Source organism: Streptomyces sp. NL15-2K, from assembly GCF_030551255.1.
In the GTDB taxonomy this organism is placed as follows: domain Bacteria; phylum Actinomycetota; class Actinomycetes; order Streptomycetales; family Streptomycetaceae; genus Streptomyces.
This window is the reverse complement of record NZ_CP130630.1, coordinates 9476631-9499557: the sequence shown is the minus strand read 5'-3', so window position 1 is coordinate 9499557 and position 22927 is coordinate 9476631. Positions and strand designations below refer to the sequence as shown.

At 70.4% G+C, this 22927-nt stretch carries 23 protein-coding genes and 4 pseudogenes; 8 read left to right on the top strand and 19 right to left on the bottom strand.

Going from position 1 to position 22927, the window contains the following annotated elements; translation table 11 throughout:
* Window positions 1-131 precede the first annotated feature (131 nt).
* Window positions 132-743, top strand: a complete 612-nt coding sequence (locus Q4V64_RS42370; protein WP_124444561.1) for a TetR/AcrR family transcriptional regulator — start codon at window positions 132-134, stop codon at window positions 741-743.
* 564 nt (window positions 744-1307) lie between these two features.
* Here Q4V64_RS42370 and Q4V64_RS42365 read toward each other — a convergent pair.
* From Q4V64_RS42365 to Q4V64_RS42345, 5 genes are all read right to left on the bottom strand, one after another.
* Window positions 1308-1511: a hypothetical protein gene (locus tag Q4V64_RS42365; protein WP_124444560.1), complete on the bottom strand. Its 204-nt coding sequence runs from the start codon at window positions 1509-1511 to the stop codon at window positions 1308-1310.
* A 160-nt stretch (window positions 1512-1671) separates the two neighbouring features.
* Window positions 1672-2700: an alpha/beta hydrolase gene (locus Q4V64_RS42360; protein WP_124444559.1), complete on the bottom strand. Its 1029-nt coding sequence runs from the start codon at window positions 2698-2700 to the stop codon at window positions 1672-1674.
* A gap of 93 nt (window positions 2701-2793) precedes the next feature.
* Entirely contained in the window at window positions 2794-3030 is a 237-nt protein-coding gene (locus Q4V64_RS42355; protein WP_124444558.1) for a hypothetical protein, read from the bottom strand.
* A gap of 172 nt (window positions 3031-3202) precedes the next feature.
* Window positions 3203-3697 carry a nuclear transport factor 2 family protein gene (locus Q4V64_RS42350; RefSeq protein WP_124444557.1) on the bottom strand — a complete coding sequence of 165 codons (495 nt, stop codon included), beginning with the start codon at window positions 3695-3697 and terminating at the stop codon, window positions 3203-3205.
* 11 nt (window positions 3698-3708) lie between these two features.
* On the bottom strand, window positions 3709-4569 hold the full coding sequence (locus tag Q4V64_RS42345) for an alpha/beta hydrolase (RefSeq protein ID WP_124444556.1): 861 nt from the start codon (window positions 4567-4569) through the stop codon (window positions 3709-3711).
* Between the two features lie 190 nt (window positions 4570-4759).
* On the opposite strand from Q4V64_RS42345, the gene msrA reads away from it, so the two are divergent.
* The gene (gene msrA, locus Q4V64_RS42340) at window positions 4760-5275 is read left to right on the top strand and encodes a peptide-methionine (S)-S-oxide reductase MsrA (protein ID WP_124444555.1); all 516 of its coding nucleotides are present in this window, start codon (window positions 4760-4762) and stop codon (window positions 5273-5275) included.
* A gap of 76 nt (window positions 5276-5351) precedes the next feature.
* On the opposite strand, the gene Q4V64_RS42335 is transcribed toward msrA, so the two are convergent.
* From Q4V64_RS42335 to Q4V64_RS42325, 3 genes are all read right to left on the bottom strand, one after another.
* The gene (locus Q4V64_RS42335; RefSeq protein WP_124444554.1) at window positions 5352-6110 is read right to left on the bottom strand and encodes a creatininase family protein; all 759 of its coding nucleotides are present in this window, start codon (window positions 6108-6110) and stop codon (window positions 5352-5354) included.
* A 66-nt stretch (window positions 6111-6176) separates the two neighbouring features.
* Entirely contained in the window at window positions 6177-7235 is a 1059-nt protein-coding gene (locus tag Q4V64_RS42330) for an alpha/beta hydrolase (RefSeq protein WP_124444553.1), read from the bottom strand.
* A 293-nt stretch (window positions 7236-7528) separates the two neighbouring features.
* Window positions 7529-10279 (bottom strand): AAA family ATPase, encoded by a 2751-nt coding sequence (locus tag Q4V64_RS42325; RefSeq protein ID WP_348540849.1) that lies wholly within the window; start codon window positions 10277-10279, stop codon window positions 7529-7531.
* Between the two features lie 307 nt (window positions 10280-10586).
* On the opposite strand from Q4V64_RS42325, the pseudogene Q4V64_RS42320 reads away from it, so the two are divergent.
* The 3 pseudogenes from Q4V64_RS42320 to Q4V64_RS42315 all read left to right on the top strand — a co-directional run.
* A pseudogene (locus tag Q4V64_RS42320) lies at window positions 10587-10877 on the top strand (transcriptional regulator); the annotation flags it as partial.
* 94 nt (window positions 10878-10971) lie between these two features.
* A pseudogene (locus tag Q4V64_RS55600) lies at window positions 10972-11268 on the top strand (alpha/beta hydrolase); the annotation flags it as partial.
* A gap of 32 nt (window positions 11269-11300) precedes the next feature.
* Window positions 11301-11399: pseudogene (locus Q4V64_RS42315) on the top strand (hypothetical protein); the annotation flags it as partial.
* 149 nt (window positions 11400-11548) lie between these two features.
* Here the strand turns inward: Q4V64_RS42315 and Q4V64_RS42310 are convergent.
* The 6 genes from Q4V64_RS42310 to Q4V64_RS42285 form a co-directional block, all read right to left on the bottom strand.
* A complete protein-coding gene (locus Q4V64_RS42310) occupies window positions 11549-12349 on the bottom strand; it encodes a GNAT family N-acetyltransferase (protein ID WP_172629529.1) in 801 nt (266 codons plus the stop codon).
* A gap of 431 nt (window positions 12350-12780) precedes the next feature.
* Entirely contained in the window at window positions 12781-13617 is an 837-nt protein-coding gene (locus Q4V64_RS42305; RefSeq protein ID WP_124444552.1) for a prephenate dehydratase, read from the bottom strand.
* The gene (locus tag Q4V64_RS42300) at window positions 13592-14011 is read right to left on the bottom strand and encodes a hypothetical protein (RefSeq protein ID WP_253267393.1); all 420 of its coding nucleotides are present in this window, start codon (window positions 14009-14011) and stop codon (window positions 13592-13594) included. Before Q4V64_RS42300 ends, Q4V64_RS42305 begins: the two co-directional genes overlap by 26 nt.
* Complete coding sequence (locus Q4V64_RS42295) at window positions 14008-14319, bottom strand: hypothetical protein (protein ID WP_253267392.1); 312 nt, start codon at window positions 14317-14319, stop codon at window positions 14008-14010. The genes Q4V64_RS42300 and Q4V64_RS42295 overlap by 4 nt, the downstream gene beginning before the upstream one ends.
* A gap of 65 nt (window positions 14320-14384) precedes the next feature.
* A complete protein-coding gene (locus Q4V64_RS42290) occupies window positions 14385-14507 on the bottom strand; it encodes a hypothetical protein (RefSeq protein WP_303714154.1) in 123 nt (40 codons plus the stop codon).
* Window positions 14508-14511: 4 nt separating this feature from the next.
* On the bottom strand, window positions 14512-15018 hold the full coding sequence (locus Q4V64_RS42285; RefSeq protein ID WP_253267391.1) for an NAD(P)-dependent oxidoreductase: 507 nt from the start codon (window positions 15016-15018) through the stop codon (window positions 14512-14514).
* A 65-nt stretch (window positions 15019-15083) separates the two neighbouring features.
* On the opposite strand from Q4V64_RS42285, the gene Q4V64_RS42280 reads away from it, so the two are divergent.
* Window positions 15084-15665 carry a TetR/AcrR family transcriptional regulator gene (locus Q4V64_RS42280; protein ID WP_253267390.1) on the top strand — a complete coding sequence of 194 codons (582 nt, stop codon included), beginning with the start codon at window positions 15084-15086 and terminating at the stop codon, window positions 15663-15665.
* Between the two features lie 13 nt (window positions 15666-15678).
* Here Q4V64_RS42280 and Q4V64_RS42275 read toward each other — a convergent pair whose 3' ends face one another.
* Complete coding sequence (locus Q4V64_RS42275; RefSeq protein ID WP_124444550.1) at window positions 15679-15975, bottom strand: WhiB family transcriptional regulator; 297 nt, start codon at window positions 15973-15975, stop codon at window positions 15679-15681.
* Window positions 15976-16129: 154 nt separating this feature from the next.
* A pseudogene (locus Q4V64_RS42270) lies at window positions 16130-16581 on the bottom strand (dehydrogenase); the annotation flags it as partial.
* A 197-nt stretch (window positions 16582-16778) separates the two neighbouring features.
* Here Q4V64_RS42270 and Q4V64_RS42265 point away from each other — a divergent pair.
* Window positions 16779-19535, top strand: coding sequence for an AAA family ATPase (locus Q4V64_RS42265; protein ID WP_348540848.1), 2757 nt, complete (start codon window positions 16779-16781; stop codon window positions 19533-19535).
* 18 nt (window positions 19536-19553) lie between these two features.
* Here Q4V64_RS42265 and Q4V64_RS42260 read toward each other — a convergent pair whose 3' ends face one another.
* Window positions 19554-20360, bottom strand: a complete 807-nt coding sequence (locus tag Q4V64_RS42260) for an alpha/beta hydrolase (RefSeq protein WP_124438109.1) — start codon at window positions 20358-20360, stop codon at window positions 19554-19556.
* Between the two features lie 322 nt (window positions 20361-20682).
* Here Q4V64_RS42260 and Q4V64_RS42255 point away from each other — a divergent pair, with 322 nt between their 5' ends.
* Window positions 20683-21135 carry an SsgA family sporulation/cell division regulator gene (locus Q4V64_RS42255; RefSeq protein WP_124438110.1) on the top strand — a complete coding sequence of 151 codons (453 nt, stop codon included), beginning with the start codon at window positions 20683-20685 and terminating at the stop codon, window positions 21133-21135.
* Between the two features lie 85 nt (window positions 21136-21220).
* Here Q4V64_RS42255 and Q4V64_RS42250 read toward each other — a convergent pair whose 3' ends face one another.
* Window positions 21221-21418: a hypothetical protein gene (locus tag Q4V64_RS42250; RefSeq protein ID WP_253266785.1), complete on the bottom strand. Its 198-nt coding sequence runs from the start codon at window positions 21416-21418 to the stop codon at window positions 21221-21223.
* A gap of 888 nt (window positions 21419-22306) precedes the next feature.
* A complete protein-coding gene (locus Q4V64_RS55595; RefSeq protein WP_172629050.1) occupies window positions 22307-22681 on the bottom strand; it encodes a M28 family peptidase in 375 nt (124 codons plus the stop codon).
* Window positions 22682-22927 lie beyond the last annotated feature (246 nt).

Below are 22927 nucleotides of genomic sequence, written 5' to 3'. Positions count from 1 at the left end.
TTCCCCGACACCCCGGGAGCAGGTCATGCGTGCAACCCGAGGCAAACATGACCAGGTGGTCAGCTTCAGTCTACGCAAATCTGACCATGCGGTCACATTGGTGTACGGTTCCGTACGGAGAGGAGAGTGAGATGACGAACCCCACGGCGGACCGACCACTGCGCAGCGATGCCGTGCGCTCACGGAAACTGTTGCGCGAAGCGGCCGCGTCGGCCTTCGCCGAAGAGGGGACCAGCGTCTCCATCGCGCAGATCGCGGAACGGGCCGGGATCGCGAAAGGCACCGTGTTCCGCCACTACGCGACGAAGGAGGACCTGGTCGCCGCCATCGTCTGCGAGAACACCGACACACTCGTCGACACCGGTGAGCGGCTCGAGCAGGCCGCTGACGCCGGCGAGGCGCTGCGCGACTTCATGACCGCGATCATCGAAGTCCAGGCCCGCGACCGCGCCTTCTGTGAGGTCGCGGCCGGTATCGCGCACGACCAGCCGGCCATTCGAGCCGGGACCGAGCGGCTCGAGGCCATCGCCGACGCCCTGGCCGACCGGGCCCGTCGGCAGGGCGCCATTCGCCGCGACATCACCGGTCAGGACGTCATGCTGCTGGTCAGCGGCATCTACCAGACCGCCGCCCCCCTGCGGTCCTCGCATCCACAGCTGTGGCGGCGCTACCTCAGCCTGGCGTTCGACGGCATGCGGGCCAGGAACGCCGCCGACCTGCCGCCGTTCGACGCCGGCCACTGAGGAGCACGGCCCTGAGCGGACCGGACACGGCACGCGAGGGGGGTGATCCAGCGGCCACGTGTGAAGCCGTGGCTGCCGAGGGGAGTCGGCAGCCATGGCCGGCGCGATCGCATACATATTTCTCTCCGGCAGGCCGTGCCTGCTGTAGGAGGGGAACACACATATCTCGAGACACACTAACACGTATGAATAATATAGACATGGTGTCCGGGCCGCGGTGCCTTTCAGGCGGCGGTCGAGGCACTCGTCGGCGCTCTTCCCAACGGCTTCGTCGAGCACGGACCCGGTCGTGCTCTGCCGGCATTCACCCGCTCGCAGATTCCCGCGCTGAACGGGATCGTGGGCACGGCTCCCACTCCGGACAGGGCGGAGATCGGCCTGCTCGGCGAGAACGCCGCGGCGCACAGCCCTCACCACGCTCACGTGGCAGCCCTTGATTCTGCTCCCGCTCGAAGAGGGCCGGCCCGGGCCGGAGTTCGACGCGACGGCGTCCGTACGACCGCTGCGGGACACCGACTGCGCGACGAGGACCGGTGGGCTCAGCCCTCCCCGCGGGAAGTGCGCTCAGTGGGTGAAGTCCAGCCGCAGACGGGTCTGTTCGAGCTCCGGCGCGAGGTCGGTCAGCCGGCCTGGCCCCTTCCGTATCAGTCTGCCGAGCACGGACGAGGCGGCCATGCTGGGGCCGACGGCGACGGAGTCGTGGCGCATGTGGCGGACCACCTGCTCCACCGCGTTGATCAGGTTCTCGACCGGGACGTCGGCATCCAATGCTCAACGCCGCGGTGAACCCCCTACGGCTCTCGCCCTGCGCCGTGTGGAAGTGATGCAGGACTCCATGATTCTCGAGCTCGTTGAGGGCCTCATGCGCGAGACGCTCACGGTGGCCGTCGCGGTCGGAGCCGAACTCACCGAGGCCGACCCAGGCCGGTCAGCCCATGGCGTCGACTTCGAGGATCGCGGCAGTGAAGGCGTCGGGCCGCTCCTGGGGGAGGTTGTGGCCGGCCCGCGGGACGACGTGGTGCTTCCAAGGGCCCGAGAAGTGGGCGGCGTAGCCGCTTCCGTCGGTCGGCGGGATGACGCCGTCGGCCTGTCCGTCCAGGGTGACGGCGGGAACGGTGATCTTCGGCTGCGCCAGCAACTGCTTCTCCAGGTCCGCGTAACGGGGATCGCCGGGGGCCGCGGCGAGGCGGTGCCGGTAGCTGTGGATCACGACGTCGACGTAGTCCTTGTTGGTCCACAGTTCCGCCGCCTGCGCGAACTCGGCCTCGGTGAACTGCCATTCGGGCGAGTTGCGGTGCCAGACGACCCGTGCCAGGTCCTCCCGATTGCGCTGGAGTCCCTTCCGCCCGCGCTCGGTGAGGAAGTAGAAGAAGTACCAGGTGCCCTCCTCGATCGCGGGTGGCAGCGGCTCCTGGGCGACGGCGAGGTTCTGGATGAGGTAGCCGTTCACAGAGACCACGCCGGTGCAGCGCTGCGGCCACAGCGCCGCGGCGACGTCACCGGCCCGCCCGCCCCAGTCGTATCCGGCGAACAGGGCCCGGGGAAGACGCAGGGCGTCCATGAAGGCGATCAGGTCCGCGCCGAGAGCCGCCTGTTCGCCGGACCGGAGGGTGTCCTCACGGAGGAATCGGGTCTCTCCGTGGCCGCGCAGGTAGGGGATGTAGCAGCGATAGCCGCGCCGGGCGAGCGCGGGTGCCACCTCGGCGTAGGAGCCGACAGGACTGAAGGGCCAGCCGTGCAGGAGGATCACCGGGGTGCCGTGGGCCGGGCCGACGTCGTGGTAGGCGATGTCCAGGACGTCGGTGCGGGCGTGGCGGACCGGTCCCGGACCACGTGCGCTCCGGCCGGTCGGCGCCGTGTCCGCGAGCGCCGACGCCTGGCCCGATCCGGTGAGACCGGCGGCTCCGGTCGCCGCTGCCGCCGTCACGGCCTGGGTCAGTCTCCGTCTGCTGATCATTTCGTTTCCTCACATTCGATTCGGAGCGTGTGAGACACATGCGCACACGCCTCCTGTTCCGGGATCGGAGCAGGAGGCCCGTCGCTTGTGGGGTCAACCGCCGATCCTGCGGAAGGTCTCAACGAGGTCGGAGGCGAACGCCTCGGGGTTCTCGTAGTGGACGAAGTGGCTGCCCTTCATGTGGGCGTTGGTGTTGACCACGTTGAAGGAGCTGCGCGTGGGCCCGTTCTCGAAGGCGGCGATGCGCTCTTCGGCGGTGTTGATGGCGGGCGGGTAGGCGTCACCGAGCAGGGAAAAGCCTCCTCGAAGTTGCCCCGCTTGTCGCTCCACTTCTTCCACCGCCGCAGCAGCCAGGCGAGCATCCCGATGGGAGAGTCGTTCAGACCATGGGTGAGGGCCGAGCCGTCCACGGGACCGGGTTCGAACCCTTGCCGCGCTCGTACACGAAGTGCACGGGTGCGGTTGTTGCCCGGCAGGCAGGTGAAGTGGGCCGCGGGAGCGGTCAGCCGGTGAAGTCCAGCCGGACCCGGGTCTGCTCGAGCTCGGCGATCCGCCAGGAACCATCGACCTTGACGAAACGTGCGTGGTAGTGGCCGAAGCCGTGCATGCCCCTGAAGGGGATGACCTCGGACACCCCGGCGTCCTCGGACCGGGTGACGATGTCCTCCATCGCGAACACGCCGTGGGCGGTGGTCCCCGAGTCGACGTCGATCTCGTCGGAGAACAGGTGGTGGACCAGGGTGACACCGGGGCCGCTGCTGGAGCCGGCCGTCGCGGCGATCTCGTCCCGGCCGTTCATGCGCAGCCACACCGTTCCGTCCGGCTTGTGTGGGGTGAACGTGCCGTCAGGTGTGAACAGGTTCGCCAGGTCGTCCCAGCGCTGGTGATCCGTGTAACGGACGTAGCGGGCCATCAGACGGCGGAGTTCCTCGGTGATGCTGAGGCGCTCAATGGCTTCGCGTATCTCGGCCCCTTGTGGACTACTTGATCCATTCATCAGCCCTCTCCTCAGCGGACGGTGGCGCGTGCGGCGCGCTCGATCACGTCGGCAACCAGGTGGGGGTGGGAGACGGCGACCGAGTGGGAGGCGGCGACCTCGGTGGTGTGCGCGTGGGCGCGCTTGGCCATGAAGCGCTGGACGGCCGCGGGGATGTTGAGGTCGCGGGTGGTGACGATGTCCCAGCTGGGCTTGGTCTTCCAGGCCGCGGTGGTGGCCTTCTCCTCCAGGGCGGCCTGGGCGATGGGACGCTGCGCGGCGGCCATGAGCGCGGCATGCTCGGCGGGCACGTCGGCGGCGAACTGGTGACGGAACTTGTCCTGCTGGATGTACAGGTCCGTGGCGGTGGAGCCGTCGGCCTGCTCGTAGGTGACCGGGTCGAGAGCGTCGGGGAGCGTGGAGCCCGGGTACTTGTCGGTGAGCTCCAGGGCGCTCTCGCCGGGGGCGGGCAGGAAGGCGGCGACGTAGACCAGGGCCTTGACCTCGGGGTCATCGGTGGCTGCTTGGCTGATGACGTTGCCGCCGTAGGAGTGGGCGACGAGGACCTTCGGCCCCTTGACGTGGTCGAGGACCGTGCGCAGGGCGGCGGCATCGGCGGCCGGGCCGCGCAGCGGGTTGGCGGCGGCGATGACCGGGTAGCCGTCGGCGCGCAGGTCCGCGATGACACCGTTCCAGCTGGAGCCGTCGGCGAAAGCGCCGTGCTCCAGGAGGATGGTCGGCTTTGCGTGTCGTCCGGCGTCGGCAGCCTCGGCGGTCTCGGCCGCGCCGCTGGCGGTGCTGCTGAGGGCGAAAGCGCCCAACGCGAGCCCCGCCGTGGCCGCCGCGACCGCACCCGTCACCAGCCGCTTGCGTCCACCCTTGATGCTCACCACGACTAACCCCTCTCAGGAATGTTTCTCGGTACATGGGGCGGACCGGCACTGTCGGCCTCGTCACCACCCTGACTGGTGATGAATTTGTCATGCGATCCGTCACCTGTCAAGGTAGTGACGCGTGATGTGGGTTCCCGGCGTGCGAGCCTGGAACCTGCGCGGACTGACGCGGACAGAAAGGTGAGGTGCCATGAGTGACACCGAGGAGAAGGCGCTACTGGCGGGTGGCTGCTTCTGGGGCATGCAGGAGCTGATCCGTGCACTGCCCGGTGTGGTGGGCACCCGGGTGGGCTACAGCGGCGACGACGACAAGCCCAATGCCACCTATCGCGACCACGGAAAGCACGCGGAGTCGATCGAGGTCACCTTCGATCCCGCGGTCACCGACTACCGCACGATCCTGGAGTACTTCTTCCAGATCCACGACCCGAGCACGAGTAACCGGCAGGGCAACGACATCGGCCTCAGCTACCGCTCCGCCATCTTCTACCTCGACGACGAGCAGCGCCGTGTCGCGCAGGACACCATCGCCGACGTCGACGCATCCGGGCTGTGGCCGGGACCAGTGGTGACCGAGGTGGTGCCGGCCGGCCCGTTCTGGGAGGCCGAGCCGGAGCACCAGGACTACCTCCAGCGCTACCCGGACGGCTACACCTGCCACTTCCCGCGCCCGAACTGGCGCCTGCCAAGGCGCGAAGCGTCCTGAACACCGGCGCGGCCGGGAGAGGGACGACACCCTTCCCGGCCGCGCGCCGGAGGCCACATCGACGCTGAACGTTGACCTACTTCGCCCACGGGTCCCGCAGGATGATGTCCGCCAGCGCCGCCGCACAGCCGGCCAGCATCCGCTCGCCCTTCTCGGGGCTCGCCACCCGGGCGTCGCCCGCGACCCCGGACTCGGTGATCCGGTCGAAGGGCACGGCCATGTACACCGGCTCGGTGGACTCCGCGGGCAGCGTGATCCGCGGTCCGTGCGCCTCGGCCAGGTGCTCGGCACGGATCAGTCCGGGGAAGGCGGCCATCATCATGGACGTCTCCCCCTCACACGCGTGCATGAGGCCTTCCTGGGTCTCCAGGGTGTCCCGCACCACCTCCCGTCCGATGCCGAAGTAGCTGGCGAACGCGATCGGCGTCGACAGTTCCGCGGTCAGCTCGGTCGTGAGGGCGTTGAGGGCGGTCATGTTCCCGCCGTGCCCGTTGACGATCAGGATGCGTGAGAAACCCGCCCGCATTACGGAGCGGCAGATGTCACGCAGCAGTGCGTGCAATGTGGGCAGGCTGAGTGTGAGGGTGCCGCCGAAGGCCATGTGGTGCTCCGACAGGCCCGTCGGCACGGAAGGTGTCACCACCACGCCGGTGTGCTCGGCGGCCAGCACCGCCGCCCGGCGGCACACCTCCGCGGCCAGGAACTCGTCGACGCCGGTGGGCAGATGAGGGCCGTGCTGCTCGGTGGCCCCGATGGGCAGCAGCACCACCGCGTCCCGCGCGGCGAGGGCACGCAGCTCGGCGGCGGTCAGCCGGTTCCACTGGACTTCGCTCATCAGGAACTCCTCCTGGGCGTGACCGACGCGGTGTGCGGGGCGCCGGGGCGGTGGCGGATGCGGATCTCAGAGGTGGTCGGCGTCGACAACGGCCTGGGCGAAGACGGTGGGCGCCTCCTGCGGCAGGTTGTGACCGATGTCCGCGATCGTGCGGTGCAGGTAGGGCCCGGTGAAGTAGCCGCGGTAGGTGGACCCGTCGCCCGGTGCGGTGAAGGGGTCGAGGGCGGGGTCGAGCGTGACGGTGGGGACGCCGATGTGGGGCTGGGCGGCCAGCTTCTTCTCATAGCGGTCGTAGCGTCGGTCGCTCTCGATCAGGCCGATGCGCCAGCGGTAGTTGTATAGGACGATCGCGGCGTAGTCGGGGTGCTTGAAGGCCTCGGCGGTGCGCGCGAAGGTGGCGTCGTCGAAGTTCCAGTTGGGGGAGACAAGGGTCCACACGTAGCGGCACAGCGCGAGGCGCTGCTCGACGTTCTCCATGGTCTTCTCGCCGCGGTCGGTGGCGAAGTACCACTGGTACCACCAGTTGTGCTCGACAGCCGGAGCGGCGGGCTTCAGCTGCATCTTGCGGTCGGTGATGACGTAGCCGCTGGTGGACACGAGGGCCTTGACGCGCTCGGGCCACAGGGCGGCGATGATGTCGGCGGTCCGCGAGCCCCAGTCGAAGCCGGCGAGGACGGCCTTCTCGATCTTCAGGGCATCCATGAACCCGATGATGTCCAGGGCGATGGCGGACTGCTCGGCGTTGCGCGGGGTGTGGCGGGACAGGAAGCGGGTGCTCCCGTGGCCGCGCAGGTAGGGAACGAGGACGCGGTAGCCGAGGTCGGCGAGGAGCGGTGCGACGTCGACGAAGCTGTGGATGTCGTAGGGCCAGCCGTGCAGGAGAACGACGACCGGGCCGTGGGCCGGGCCGGCCTCGGCGTAACCGATGTCCAGGACACCCGCCTTGACGTGCTTGAGCATGCCGAACTCGGTGTGGGTGCCGGGGGTGAGGGCGGGCACCGTGGGAGCGGAAGCGCCGCCCGAGGCGGTCGTGGCGGATGCGCTGGTCTGCAGGCCGGACAGTGAGACCGCGGCCGCGCCGGTGCCCAGGCCGACGGCCTTGCTGAAGGTACGCCTGTTGATCATGTGAAGCCCTCCGTCATACGTTTCCGGTGACCGGCCCGAGCCCGGGAAACCTCTTCTCACATCTACGGTTCGAGATCACTGCGGCTCTTGACGCAACGACCCTCGCACACCGTGCGTCACCTGTCAAAGAGGTGACGCAAGATGGTTTCGATGAGCCGGGCGGCAGATCCGAGCTGTTCTGTTCCACGTGCGGGACCGGCGGCACATACTCTCGTCCGCAACGAACCCGGCCACATCAGTCATCTGACGGTCGGACTCGAAGTCATGCGACTGACCTCCTCGATGTCCCGCGCTCAGACGCCCTGTTCGCCCTCCAGCCTCTCCAGTGCGTCACGGAGGGCGGCGCGTGAGGTGATGCCGAGTTTGGGGAAGACGCGGTAGAGGTGTGAGCTGACGGTGCGGGGGGAGAGGTGCATGCGTTCGCCGATCTCCTTGTTGGTCAGGCCACCGGCGGCGAGGTCGGCGATCCGGCGTTCCTGCCAGGTCAGCGCCGCCAGGTGTGCCGACGAGGTGACGGTGGACGCGCCGGCGGCACGGAGCTCGGCCCGGGCGCGCTCGGCCCAGGTCGGCGCCCCCAGCCGCTCGAAGGTCTCCGCGGCCAGGGTCAGCGCAGGCCGTGCCGCTTTCCGTCCTTGGGTGTGGCGTCGGCGGATGCCGTGGGCGAGGCGGATGCGGGCGAGTTCGTAGGGGAAGTGGGGGGCGGCGGGGTGGGTTTCGGCCTGGTGGTAGAGGGTGTCGGCTTCGGTGGGGTCGGTGGCGGTCATGGCGAGGGCGCCGTAGGTGATGAGGGCGAGGCGGGGGGAGATGTCCGGGAGGTTGACGTTTTGGGCGGCGAGAGCGTGTTGGCGTGCTTGTTCGGTGCGGCCGGTATGGAGGGCCGCTTCGACGAGGTCGAGGAGGGTGCGGGGGGCCTGGTGGGCGTAGGGGGCAAAGGTGCCGGGGGGTGTGATGCCGATGGCGTGGAGGTAGGCGGCTTCGTAGTCGCCTTCGGCGAGGGCGGCGGTGGTGCCGATGGCGTCGGCGGTCTGGGTGAGGAATCCGACGCCGCGGGGGCGGGCCCAAGTGTCGACTGTGGCCTGCAACTCCCGCGCCCGGTCCACCTGGCCCCGCAGCGCGGCCAGCAGACCGAGATACGACCGGGTGTGATGAGCGAGCAACAGGTACCCATGGGACGTCGTCAGCTCCAGGCAGCGTGTCCCGGTGTGTTCGGCCCCGTCCCACTCGCCGACCGCCATCTGGTCGAGCATGATCAGGTGCAGCGCGGTCATGCTGTTGCGCACGAAGCCCGTCTCCACCTCGCGGTCCACGGTACGTTGCGGATGCGGCCGGTAATGACTGAGGGTGTCCACGTGGTAGGCGGCGACGGACAGCCGGGTGATGTCCCAGGGCTCCATGTCCGCAAGGCCTGCGAACTCACGCTCCACCCGCTCCCGTACACCGGCACCGTGCCGGACCACGTCGCCCCACGCGTCGCGGTAGATCAGCGAGCGCGACGGGGCCAGATCGCCCAGTGAGCCGAGCAACGCGCGGGTCTCCTCCCACTGGGCCGGGTCACCGGCGTACTGGTCGATCGCCAGCAGCAGGTTCACGAGCCGTGTGAGTTCCTCGGACGGCTTGTGCGGTTCGTGGTCGCGCAGGTTCTCGATGGCTGCCGTCACCTGGCGGTGCGAGTGCCGCACGTCTCCGTCCTCGAACAGCGCCATAGAGGCCGACGTGACCACAGAGGCCGGCGACTCGACCGTGCCCAGTGCCCTGTCGGACCCGACGAGCTGCTGCGCCTGGTCGAAGAGCCCCGCATGTCCGGCGACGAAGGCCGCGTCGCCGAGCCTGCGGGAACGATCCTCGCGGTTCTCGCTCAGTTCCGCGGCGCGGGTCAGCCAGGCGACGGCGGCCACCGCGCCGCCCCGCCGGGTCGCGGACTCGGCCGCCGCTTCCAGCGCGGCCGCCACCTCCTCGTCGGGGTCGACCGTCGAGGCCGCCAGATGCGTGGCCCGCCGCTCGACGTCGCCGCGGTACACCTCGGCGAGAGCCGCGTGCGCCGCGCGCCGCTCGTTGGGCGTGGCCGTCTGCACCACGGTGGAACGCACCAACGGGTGCCGGAAAACGAAGTCGCCGCCGAGCGGATCGACGTCCAGCAGACCGGCTGTCACGGCCTCGTCGGCGTCGCGCATGCGGTAGCGCCCCAGACCGGCGGGCGCCGTACCGGGTGTCGCTCCGACACCGTCGAGGGCGCCGCGCAGCAGCTCCGCACGGACGTCGCCGCTGAGCTCTTTGACACGTGTGCCGTATACGTGTTGGAGGCGCCGGGGCAACGGCAGCGAGGCATCGTGCAGTCCGAGGGGCCCGGCGGTCTCGAGTTCCGCGTGACCGACGCGGATGTGGGCGGGCAGTTCGAGCAGGGCCAGCGGGTTTCCCCCAGCCTGCTCCAGCACCAGACGACGGACAGGTGTGTCCAGGTCCGGGTGGCGCAGGTCCAGAAGCTGCCGCGCGGCCGTGTCCGAAAGGGCCCTGACCGGCAGTTCCGGCAGGGCGGCGGAGTCGAAGCCCGATGCGACGTCCGAGCGCAGCCCGACCACGAGCTTCACCGAGTTGCCGGTGAGCCGGCGCCCCACGAACCCGATCACCGCGATGCTGGAGGCGTCCAGCCATTGGCCGTCGTCGAGGACCAGCAGCAGTGGCTTCGCCGAGGAGGCCAGAGACAGCAGGTCAAGGACGGCGATGCCGAGCGACATGACCGACGGCGGCTTCCCGCCACTCCGCCCGAAGGCGGTGTCGAACACGGTGCGGTGCACCTGGTCCAGACCCTCGATGGAGGGCAGCAGGGAGTGGAGCAACTGGTGCAGGCCGGCGAACGGGAGCCCGGACTCCGCCTCGACCCCGGTGGCCAGGATCACCGTGTGGCCTGCTTGCGCCGCCACTTGGGCGACATGGTCGAGTAAGGCGCTCTTGCCCACTCCCGTCTCCCCGATGAGGACGAGCGCCTGCCCCTCGGCAGCCGTCACGAACGCGGCCAGCCGCCCTCGTTCGCTGTCCCGGCCGATCATCGTTACGAGCGACTCCACGGCGCCCCGCTCCCCTCACCGCAGAACCAGCCACATGTGTGCACGCTTCGAGCCTATGTGTGCGGAGCCGTGCTTTCTCGGCGAAGCGGGCCGTGGGCAGAAGTTCCGCTCCCTCCGGCCTTCCGGCCTCCGCCGGATTCAGAGTGCCAACCCGAGCGGATCGGCCCCACCCATCCCTGCGGCTGGTCCCGGCGCAGCGGGCCTTCGTCGGCGGCCCGCCGCAGGAAGGCCTCGGCCTCGCTGATACAGGCGTCCCGCCGCGCCTGGACGTTGTCGTCGGCGAGCATGAGGGTGACGCCAGGACATCCTTGCCGCGAACCCCGCCGCCACCGCGCTGTACACCGACTTCGCCGCCATCGCGGCCGACCGGCGCAACTACCTCCGCCTGCTGTTCACCGACCCCGCGATCCGGGCGATGCACGAGAAGTGGGCCCGTGACGCCCGGGACGCTGTCGCCGCTTTGCGTATGGAGGCCGCGGCCGACCCCGAGGACCCGGGCCTTGCCCGCCTCGTCGGCGAACTGACCATCCAGGACGCCGACTTCCGCACCTGGTGGGCCGAACACCGCGTCAACAGCGCAGTGTGAGGAGAGGTGCACATGCTCGCGTACGACGTCCAGGGCAGCGGTCCGGTCTGGTCCTCCTGCCCGGTTTCGGGGGCACTGCGGCCGAGACATGGGAGACACTGCTCGTCGATCTCACGGCCGAGACACCCTCGTGCTTGGCGACCTCACCGGATCGGGTCGCAGTCCGCTGCCCGCCGGCCCGCCGGAGGCGAGGGCCGTGGCCGACCAGGTGGTGGTCACCGCCCACGAGGCCGGGCTGAGCGACTTCGTGATCGCCGGAACCTCGCTCGGCGCGGCCGTCGCCGTCAAGGTCGCCGCCCGCCATCCCGACCGGATCCGCGGCCTGATCACCCTCTCCGGCTTCGCCCGGCCGCGCACCGCGCTGTGGCTCAGTCTGGAGATGTGGACGTCCTTGCACGCCCGTAGGAGAAGTTCCCCATGGCCGAGCTGTTCTACGACGCCGACGCCGACCTGTCCGTCGTCCAGGGCGGCAAGGTCGCGGTCATCGGTTACGGCAGCCAGGGCCACGCCCACGCGCGGACCTCGCCGGCGGCGGGGCGGGTGCCGAGTGGCTCGCCGGAGGTGTCGGCTGCCGTCAGCCTGCACCTCCGGACGAACCACGCACATCAGTTACTTGACAGTGGATCCGAGATGTACGTCCGAAACGCGACAGGCAGTCACGGTCCTCAGCCCTTGAGTCCGTAGAAGTGCATCGGGGAATTCGGCTCGAAGCCGATGCGCGGGTACACGGGTGCCCCGGCGACAGTCGCGTGCAGGGTGGCCCTGGTCAGTCCGGTGGCGCGGGCGCCCTCGTACAGCGCCTTGCGCGTCACCGCCTCGCCGTAGCCTCGGCGCTGCTGTTCGGGGTCGGTGGCGACGAGCACGACGAAGAGCCGGCCCTGTGCCTCGACCGTGGCGGCGCAGGCGACCGGGGTGCCGTCCCGCAGCGCCAGGTAGGCGTACACCTCCCGCTTCCACAGCGTGGAGCCGGCCAGACCGTCGCGGCCGTCTTCGAGGGGGAAGCCGTAGGCGCGCGAGTTGAGGTCCGCGTAGGCCCGCAGGTGTTCGTCGGTGGTCACCCGCTCGAACGTCAGATCCGGATGGTGGGGCTCGGGAATGGGCAGCAGGTCGCCCGCCATGCCAGTGCCGGGGAAGGCGTAGGCCAGGCCCGCGCGCTCCGCCGCCTTCCCCAGTGCCGCGCGTGTGTCGTCCGCGAGCAGGTCCTCGAACAGCCACAGGAAACCCGGCTGCTTCTTGGACCGCATGATGTCCGCCGCCTGCTCCAGACGCTTCTCCAGGAGCGTTGCGTCGGCCCCGACCTCGGTCAGGGTGATCGCGTTCCAGAAGGCGAAGCGGCAGTCGGCCCAGCGGACGGCGACACCCGGCAGATCCCGTACGTCCGCCTCCTCGTTCCGGTCGAGCACCATCGCCCGCCAGACCGTGGACAGTTGTGCCACGGATTCGACTGCGGCTTTCAGGTCCGTCACGGCAACCCCTCACTCTTTCGTGTGTGTGAAATGTGCTGCGCCAGGTACGACGATCCCCACCGTTCAAGGTGTTCAGACACTGCCGTACACGTATCGCGCCTGTTTCCGGACAGCCCCGCCCGGATGCGCGCCGGGCCGAAGCGGCCGCCGCAGAACCGGAAGATGTTGGCCGAGTCGTAGCGCTGTCCAAGCCCACGTAACACGTGTGCGCGTCCCCGAAGCCCGTCAAGCCCACCGACATCGGCAAAATCTGGACGTCCTTTACGCTGTAGTGGTTGCAAGCACTCCTTGGCGGTCAGGCCGAGTTCGCTCATCGCAAGCCGGAAGATCTCAATGCCGACCTTGACGCCCGCCCGGCGGGGTGGAGGTTCTCCGCCGCCCCGGCGACGGAGAACCCGGCCGCTCGGACCCGTTCCGGATGAGGTGCGCGGTCAGTTCTTCAACCGGTGCGGATGCGCGGGGTACACACCCAGGACGCGCACCTCGGTGGAGAAGAAGCGCAGTTCGTGCAGAGCGAGGGCGACGCGCTCGTCGTCGGGGTGTCCCTCGATCTCGACGTAGAAGCGGCTGGCGTTGAGCCCGGCGCCGATTTGGTAGCTCTCGATCTTGGTGAGGTTCACGCCGCTGCTGGCGAAGCCGCCGAGCGCCTTGTACAGCGCGCTGGGGATGTTGCGGACGCTGAAGAACAGGCTCGTCATCGTCGGCTCCCCGGTGTGCGGGGCCAGGGTGGCGTCCCGGGAGAGGACTACGAACCGTGTGGTGTTGTCCGGATCGTCCTCGACCTCGGCCCGCAGCACGTCGAGGCCGTACAGTCCGGCCGCGGCGGGCGGGGCGAGCGCCGCGTGCCGCGGATCGCCCAGTTCGGCCACCTCGCGCGCCGCTCCGGCCGTGTCGTCGCTGACGAGAGCGCGCCAGCCGCCTTCCCGCAACACCTTGCGGCACTGTCCCAGCGCGTGCACGTGACTGCGTACGCACTCCACCTGGTCCAGCGTCGCGCCGGGCACCCCCATCAGGTCGAAGCGGATGGCGAGGAAGTACTCGGCGACGATGAACAGCCCCGACTCCGGCAGCAGGTGATGTACGTCCGCGACCCGTCCGGCCGCGGAGTTGTCCACCGGGATCACGGCGACGTCGGCGGCGCCCAGCGTCACGGCGTCCAAGGCCTGCTCGAAGCCTGTGCAGGCCAGTTCGCTGCCGTCAGGGTAGAGGGCACGCGCGGCGGTTGCCGAGTTGGATCCGGGTTCACCCTGATATGCGGCGGTCGTCACCGTGTTCAGCCTTCCTGAGGGAGGTCCTGTCGTGCGGCAGCAGAAGCTCCGTCGCGTGCCGCACTTGCTGAAGTATCGGTGAACCGGCCTTGATCAAGTTCACCGGCGGGTGTCGGCCGGCGCTCCCGGTCGATGCCAACGCCTGTTCGTAAGCCGCAGCGACCACATGGTGGACGGTGTTCCCGGCTCGTCCGACGTGCGCGGCGAGCCGCTTCTCGACGGACGCGGGCAGGCCCTGCCGGGCGGAGGGGGCACCGTGCAGGGCCGCGGCCAGGCTCAGCCGTTCGTCCTGCAGCACGGCGGCCTGCTCGGAGGCCACGGCGGTGGACGGCACCGGCCCCCGGGCCGCGTCGGCCGCTCCACCCGCAGCCGGGGCGGCCAGTACGTCGGTCATGCGGCGGGCCGTGCCCAGCGCCAGGGCGGCGACCGCCGTCCAGAAGAAGGCCGCGTCCCCGGCCCGCAGCGGTGTCCCGCCGAGTGTGTGACGAAACCGGCCGGCACGTACACGTCTTCCAGGCGGAACGCGGGGGCGGTCCCGCCGGTGAGACCGCCCGGGAGCACATTGGCGGCCACCACGAAGGGGTCGGGAGCGCTGTTCCTCGCGGGGGCGAGTGTCAGGACCAGCCACGGGCCGGTTCCGTCGTGCGCGGGGAGGCGCCACTGTCCGGACAGCGCGAAGCCACCGGGGGTCGGCCGTGCCACCGGCCCTGGAGAGTCGGCGTGGGGTGCGGCGGCGGTGAGCGGCGCGGCCCAGTTCCAGGTACGGGTCAGGGCCTGCCAGGCGCGGCCGGATCGCAGTGCCCCTGAGACTCGAAGAACGGGAACACCCGCGCGAGTGTGGTGTCGGGCCCGAGCACCTTCGGGTGGTCACCGTAGGTGGACGTCGTCATGGGCCTAGGCAGCCTGCTCATCGGCCTCGGCTCCGGTCGTCGCGAGAACGACGTTGTGCAGCTCCTCGCCCCGTTTGTAGCGGCAGAGCTGCCGCCGCAGGAAGTCCACGGTCATCGGGGAGAAGGCGTCGGTGAACGCTGCCACGTGTGGGGTGATCAGAGCGCCGGGCAGGTTCCACAGCGGGCGGCCGGGCGGCAGCGGTTCCGGATCGGTGACGTCGAGCGCGACCCGGAGCCGCCCCGCCCGTACCTCACGGACCACCGCGCGAGTGTCCACCAGCTCGCCGCGGGCCGCGTTCACCAGCAGCGCCCCGTCCTTCAGCAACGCCAGCGCGTCCGCGCCGAACATGCCGCGCGTCCGGTCGGTCAGCGGCGCGCACAGCACCACCGCGTCCACCGTGGGCAGCAGCGCGGGCAGCTCCGCCGCCCCGTGCGCATGCCCGGCCGGTGTGGTGCGCGCCGTCCGGGCCACGAGGACCGCCTCGCGGTGCACCCCGCGCCCCGTGGCCAACCGGGTACCGGGAAGTCATGCGCGGCGGCGACCTCGAGCGTAACGCGATCACGCAGAATGAACGGGTGAACCCGGCGCAGACGACTTCGCAGCAGACCCGGCAGGACTCGCCCCACAAGCGGGCCGACGCCCGCCGCAACCATGAGCGGGTCTTCGCGGCGGCGCTGGAGGTCTTCGCGGAGTTCGGGCTCCAGGGCACCGTGCCGCAGGTCGCCGAGCGCGCCGAGGTCGGGAAGGCCACGGTGTACCGCAGCTACCCGAGCAAGGAAGACCTGGTGGAGGCGGTCGTACGGCACCGGCCGGCGGAGTTGGAGCGCGCCACCGCGCCCGTCCTGGCGGAGGCCGAGACCGCGGCGGCCTTCGACACCTTTGTGATCCTGCTCTTCGAGAACCTCGCCCGGGATCGTCTGCTGTCGGAAGCGCTCGCGGAGGGGCGGTCGACGACGTACACCGGTCCCCTGCTGGATCGGCTGGCAGTTCTGATGGACGCGGCGAGGACGGCAGGCCGGGTCCGCCCGGACGCCAACCCGCTCGATCTGCGGGTGGTGCTGTGCGGCATGTGTCTGCAGCTGATCAACCTCGCGGAGCGGGACCCGGCACTGTGGCGCCGGTACGGCGAACTGACCCTCCAGGCGCTGCGCCCCTGAACCGGCCACGGTCTCAGCGGTCGCGCCGCACGGCCGAGAATCGCTGCCCGGCGTCCTCGCACGTCCGGGCCGCTCGGAAGACTTCCGCCCAGGAGGTCACCGCTGGCCGGCGGCGCAGCAGCGCACGGCGCTCCCGTTCGGTCATCGCGCCCCACACGCCGTACTCCTCGCGGTGGTCCAGGGCGTAGGCGAGGCATTCGAACCGTACCGGGCAGTCGAGGCACACGGCCTTGGCCTCGTTCTGGGCGGTTCCTTCGGCGAACATCCGGTCAGGCTGCGTCCGGCACAGCCCTCGGTCTGCCCAGTCCATGCCCACCTCGCTTCCCAGCGGTTCGCCTGTTGGGCCCCGCCTTTGCGTCCGTACACACGTGTAGATAGACATGTATGAGACTGGCTCACATGTGCAGAACCGGCGTCAGTCCTCGTACCGGATGCGCCGGCACAGCGCGGGGAGGTCGCCCGAGGCGGGTGAGGCCCTGTTCGGTGGCGCTGGCGTGTACGACCAGGTCGCACCCCTCGCGCGCGTCGCCCGGGACGGCCGTCACCGAGCGCCAACCGTGCCGCCGCCGACCACCGCGATCCGGTCGCCGACCAAGGGTGCGGCATTCCACGGGGAGTTGACGGCGGTCTCGACAGTGCTCGCGGGGACGGCCCGTTCGGCGGGCACGCCGTCCGGCACCGGGGTCACCGCTCGCGGGGACGACGGACCGGGGAAATCGCCCTCCTGGGACGGCGCCCGCATCACGTCCCGCCGACTGCGCGGCACCTGGCCGCGGAAGGCCAGCATCTCGGTGCCGCGGCTGACACCCGACCACAACGTGCGCACCAGGACCCCACCGTCCCCCGGCTCCGGAAGCGATGCGTCACGTATCTCTCCGTGGCCCGGTGAGCGCAGCCAGAACGCAGCGGCATCCAGTCTTCTGGGTCAGGTGTGAGAGACCGGTCGGCCGACGGCCGTGCTGTCGGACATGCAGCCATCCGACATGTGGCTGCCAGGAACGACGTACCCTCACCATTACGCCTGGCGTGTCCGTACGGACGGACGCGAGAGCGTCGGGGCGGGCCGGTTCGGCGGTGAAGGGAGTGGGGGCGGTGGAGTCGATCGTCGGGGCCATGGTCGGCCGGGAAAGCGAGCAGGAGGTGCTGTCGGCGTTCGTGGCGGCCTCCGGAGGGCAGGCTCTCGTCCTGCGCGGTGACGCAGGTGTGGGCAAGAGCGCCCTGCTGGACCACGTCGTCGAACTCGCGACGGCCGAGAAACACAGGGTGATCAGGGCGGTCGGCGTCGAGGCCGAGTCGGAACTGCCGTTCGCCGGTCTGCATCAGTTCCTGTATCCGCTGCTCACCTACATCGACCGGCTGGACGACGCGCACCGGGGGGTCTTCGACGTCGTCTTCGGCCGGGGCGAGGGCACACCCCCCTCGGTCATGACGCTCGGGATCGCCGTCCTCGACCTGCTCTCCCTCGCGGCGTCGCAGCAGCCCCTCCTACTGGTGCTCGACGACGGCCAGTGGTTCGACACCTCCAGCACCGAGGTGTGCGGTTTCGTGGGGCGCCGGCTGACCGGCAGCTCGGTGAAGCTCGTCGTCGGCCTGCGCTGCGAGGTTTCCTCGGGCTTCGACACGGCCGCGCTGCCCGAACTGGCGGTGACCACGCTGTCGGAGAGGGTCTCCGAACAACTCCTGGACAGGCACCACCCTGGGCTCGATCCTCAGATCCGCCGTCTGGTGCTGGACGAGGCCCAGGGCAATCCCTTGGCGCTGCTGGAACTGCCGCCCTATCTGCGCGGCGGCCGGACGGGACGCAGTCCCGGGGAACTGTTCGGGTACACCGGCATCCCGCTGCCCCAGCGCCTGCAACAGGTGTACGGCGCGCGCATCAAGTCCCTCGGCGAGCCAGTGCGCGCTGAGCTGCTGCGCGGTGCCCTGGACGGCGTCGGAGCGGGCACGGCGGCCGACCGCACCCGGAGCACGCGCTACCGCATGCGCGAGGCCGACGATGCCTCGGCCTGCGGTCTGCTGGACGTCGATCCGCTCAGCGGCGACTTCGTCTTCCGGCACCCGTTGGTGCGTTCCACCGTGGTGCACATGGCCACGCCCAACGAGCGGCGCGCGGCGCACGCGGCTCTCGCCGAGGTGCACCGCGATGACGTCGAGCGGCGGGCCACGCATCTGGCGGCCTCGACGGTCGACCCCGACGAGGAGGTGGCGGCCGCACTCGAGGCGGCGGCCGAGTCCGCGACCCGGCGGGGCGGCGCGGTGGCCGCCGTGGCCTGGCTGACCCGTGCCGCGGAGCTCAGCGAGAACCGCGAGGAACGGTCCAGACGACTGGGCAGCGCAACCTTCGTCGCCGGAGATGCCGGCCGGCTGGACCAGGCCCGGCAGCTGGTCCGCTCGGACACCGGGTCCGGCAGCAACGATTCCCGGGCCTCGGTGGTCGTGTCGGGCTATGTCGCGTCTCTCGCCGCCTCGCGGGAGGACGGGGACGTGCGGTCCGCACAGCGCCAGGTCTTCGCGACGATCGAGGGCATGCGCGCCGACGGGGTGGGGGAGCCGAACGAGATGCTCACCCGCTTGGTCGACCTGCTACTGGCCGTCGACCTGTACGCGGGTGACGGGGACGCATGGGAGCGGACTCATGAGCTCCTGGACTCACTGGGCGACCTGGTGTCCTCACATTCGCGCATCTACCAGGATGCCTGGAGCGACGTGGCACGTCGCGGCGCCGGTGTACGGGAGCGGGTGGAGCACGCTTTCTCCGGTCTCCGCGACCTGGAGCCGTCGGATGTCGCCAAGCTGGCCATGGCCGCCTACCACGTGGACACCCTCAGCCCATACCGGCCGCATCTCCAGCGCACCGTGGACCGTGAGGTGGAGACGGGGGCCCTGACCAACGCCATGACCATGTTACAAATGATCATGATGGACCAGCTCGCGGTCGGCGAGTGGGGCGAGGCCGAGCACACCGGACAGCGCTGCCTGGAGCTGGCGACAACGCACCGGCACACTCTGTTCGTTCATCACACGCAGGCGCAGCTGGGGTTGTTGGCCGCCCTGCGGGGCCAGGTCGAGCGGGCCCGGCAGTTGCAGGCCACAGTCGACACTTGGGCCCGCCCCCGCGGCGTCGGATTCCTCACCCAGACCGCCGACGCCATCGGCACCACCGCCGCCCTCGCCGAAGGCGACTACGAAGCCGCCTACCTCCACGCCATCGGCATCACACCCCCCGGCACCTTTGCCCTTTACGCCCACCAGGCCCCCCGCACCCTCCTCGACCTCGTCGAAGCGGCCCTCCACACCGGCCGCACCGAACAAGCACGCACCCACGCCCTCGCCGCCCAAAACGTCAACCTCCCCGACATCTCCCCCCGCCTCGCCCTCATCACCTACGGCGCCCTCGCCATGACCACCACCGACCCCACCGAAGCCGAAAACATGTACCACCGCGCCCAAACCCACCCCGCCGCCCCCTACTTCCCCTTCGAACTCGCCCGCATCCGCCTCGCCCACGGCATCCGCCAACGCCACACCCAAGGACGGAAAGCGGCACGGCCTGCGCTGACCCTGGCCGCGGAGACCTTCGAGCGGCTGGGGGCGCCGACCTGGGCCGAGCGCGCCCGGGCCGAGCTCCGTGCCGCCGGCGCGTCCACCGTCACCTCGTCGGCACACCTGGCGGCGCTGACCTGGCAGGAACGCCGGATCGCCGACCTCGCCGCCGGTGGCCTGACCAACAAGGAGATCGGCGAACGCATGCACCTCTCCCCCCGCACCGTCAGCTCACACCTCTACCGCGTCTTCCCCAAACTCGGCATCACCTCACGCGCCGCCCTCCGTGACGCACTGGGCAAGATCCCCGGCGACCAGAACGTGTGACGGCGGCACGCTGAGCCGTTACGCGAGGTAGGCGCGGAGGCCGCGTTCGTCCAGCCAGCCGAGCACATAGTCGGCGACGAATCTCCACCCGCTGTCGATGACCAGGGAGTGCGCGCGATCCGCGAACTGCTTGAGGTCGGTCACGGCCGTGGAGTCGCCGTACTGCTTGAACACCGCGCGCGTGACGGAGTCGGGCATCAGCAGGTCCTCCTGCCCGGAGATCAGCAGGAGCGGGCCACGGTCCGCGTTGCCGACATCCGCCACGGTACGCGGGCTGCGTACCGTGCCCGCGTGCCCGAGGTCGGCGAGCAGACGGTGGGGCGTCGGTACGACGTAGCGCTCGAAGAGCCGGTCGGACTCCTCCGCCGCGACGGTGTTCGCGAAGGCATGGTGAAACTGCTCCGGAGACAGGGGCACCAGCTGTTCGGGTTCGGCGTCGTCGGCCCGGCGAGGGGTCCACAACCGGGCCGAGGAGTCGGGCAGCGGGATGCCGTTGATCGGGGCGGGTGCGATGGCCACCGCGGCCCGGCCGATGTTGGCACCGATGAGATGCTGCGCGATGAGGCCGCCCACCGAGTGGCCGACGATCACCGGCGCGATTTCGAATGAACGTACGATTTCCGCGTAGTGGTCTGTCAGCATGTCCAGGCCAATGCCGGCGAGCGTCTCGGAAGACTTGCGCATCTCCCGGACGGCGGCCGGCTCCCCCGGCCATCCGGGGGTGAAGGTGAGGAACCCCCGGCTGGCGAAGCGCTCCGCCCATGACTCCCAGGACAGCGCGTGCAGCCAGGTGCCGTGGATGAAGACGACGGGAGTGTGGTTCACGGCTGGCCCCTCCGAGCATGACGATCACCCGGCTCTGGCATGCGGGCGACAGTTTCAGGATCGTTCAGGCGCAGGTCAGGGGCGACAGTCGAATGACTTAATGTTGGCGGCTCGCAGCGCCCGCGGGGGCCGAGCGCCCCTGGGAAGGCCGCCCCGGAGAGGGCGCCCCGATACGGACCGGTGTCCGTCTGGCGCACGTGCGTCACCACGGCTCACCGTCGAAGTCGGCGAGGTTGGACGGTCAAGTGACTTATGTACGACGCTTCCGCAGCGACGAGAGTGGGTCGGGCCAGCTTTCGTCACGGGGAAGGACCCACCCGCCATGAGCACCAACCAACCAGGCGTACAGGCCCGCTTGGCGCCGAACGCCCGTCCTGAGCTGATCCTGGACATCGAGCGCGTGCTGGACCTCGCCGCCCGGCAGACCATCAGGGCGGAGTTCCGGTTCGATCCGGGGGCTCCCCTGGTCGTGTCCGTGGAGCTTCTCATCGAGGGCGGCCCGCGTGTCCTGTGGCGGATCGGCCGCGACCTCCTCCAGCAGGGGCTGTACTCGGTGAGCGGCCTCGGTGACGTCAAGATGTGGCCGGCGCACTCCGAGGACCGGGCCACCGCGTGGCTTCAGCTGGCGTCCAGAGACATGGCGGCCCTGTTCGAGCTGCCCGTGTCCCCGCTGGAGGAGTGGCTGGAGTACACGTACGAGCTCGTTCCCGCCGGTCGCGAGATCGCCGAAATCGACTGGGAGGCCGCCACCGCGGATCTGCTCCAGGGCCCCTGAAGAACGGTCGCCGAACGCCGACGCCGCCCCGTGCCCGGCTCACATCGCGGGACGCGGGAGGTGCCAGGCCCTCGGGCTGAACGACTCAGCACACGCGGCGCCGGGCCGCGACCAGCACGGGGCCGCCCGGAAGCGTGGGAGAGATCCTGGTCTCTCCCAGCCCGAGCGGTTCGAGCTCCTCACTCATGCGCGCCACGTCGAAGGAGTTGCCGCCGCCGCGCACCGCGGTCCACCGCCCGACGGAGCGGCGCAGCACGTCATCGGCGACAGGATCGGTCCCCACCACGAGCCACGCTCCCGGTTCCAGGGCCTCGACGAGCCGGGGCGAGAGCGGCCCGCAACTCCTCTTCCGACAGGAACGGCGCCGGCAGCCAGATCAGTCGGTAGGTCTCCGTTTCCGACACGTCCGCCCCGTCCTGCCGGCGCAGGGACACCCGGGCGGCCACCGCCGGATCCGCGGCGGCCGGCTCCGCCCGCGCCAGACCCAAGCGCCCGGTCCAGTACGTCGATGCCCTCCACCCCTGGGAAGCCCTGGGCCAGCGCCAAGGCCGGCGCGCCGATGCCGGTGCCCACGTCGAGGATGCGGCTTCCCTCCGCGGCCAGCCGCTCGGCGCACCCGGCGAGCCGGGGAACGATCTTCGAGGCGAGTGCGCGGCCGGTAGCAGCGGAGGCCTGTCCCTGGCTGAGCAGCACCTCGTCGGGCTGCGCTCCCCAATCATCCTGCGGTGTACATGCCATGCCGGAGACGGCGGCCGAGACGGCCTGCCGCAGCGAGCTGAGCTTCGTCTCCCCCGCGCTGCGCGCCGTCGCCGCGTCGACCTGGTCCAGCGATGAGTGGACGACGAATCCGTCGGGACCCCGGTGGACCAGGCCGAGGCTCTCCAGGACCGCGGTGCGCTGCGGATCGCACGCGAGCACGTCCGCGAGGGGCTCCGACAGCGCCGCCGCTGGGTGCTCACGAGCGCGGCCATGGCCCGGACGGCGGCCTCCGGAACGGCCTCCCGGGTTCCCTCCTCAAGAGCGCCGCCTCGACATATGTGTCGGGTCGGTACGCACACATGCTGCCATAGAAAGGTGTGAGCTGCGCATTCTCGAGATCGGCATCGGCAGCGGTCGCATGCCGGGCGACATGTGCACACCGTACGTCGGGCATCGGGCCACGAAACGGCGGTCACGGCGGTGGCCGCGGTGAGGTGGCCAGACGCTCGTAGTCCCGGAGACCGCCCGCCCGGGCCTCGGGCGGACGCCTCGGGGAAGACCCGCTCGAAGCCGTCGGGGAGTCGCTGTGTGCCCGGGTCCGCAGGGGAACCGGCGCCTCGGACAGCAGGCGTGCCGTCTCCGGGAGCACCGCCACGCCCGAGGCGTTGTCGTCCGCGCCCGGACTGCCGCTGACGCTGTCCGGATGGCACCGACCAGCACGGCCGGCCCGTCGCCCGGCCCGGGCAGCGAGGCGATGAGGTTCGCGCCGTGCATGCGCCGGTGGAGCCGCGGTTCGAGAGTGAGTGCCCGGTGGCCGTGCCGGTCCGTCGAGCCGATCTGCCGGCACACGTCGAACGGTTGCCTTGCGCCGGAGCCGGGCGGCTTACGGGTACGGTCCTCGACCGGGCGTCGCCGTCGGGTCGTTCGTCATTCGTACGTACCGGCCGAGATACTGCGGGAACGTGCCGTACGCGCGCGGATGCGGCTTGCCGCCCTAGGGCCTGTGTCGAAAGTGGCGTCGTCCGCCCGAAGGGCGGGCCGGCCCGGCGTCCGGTGCGTGCTCTCGGCGTGCCGGGCGGAAGCCCTCGTACTG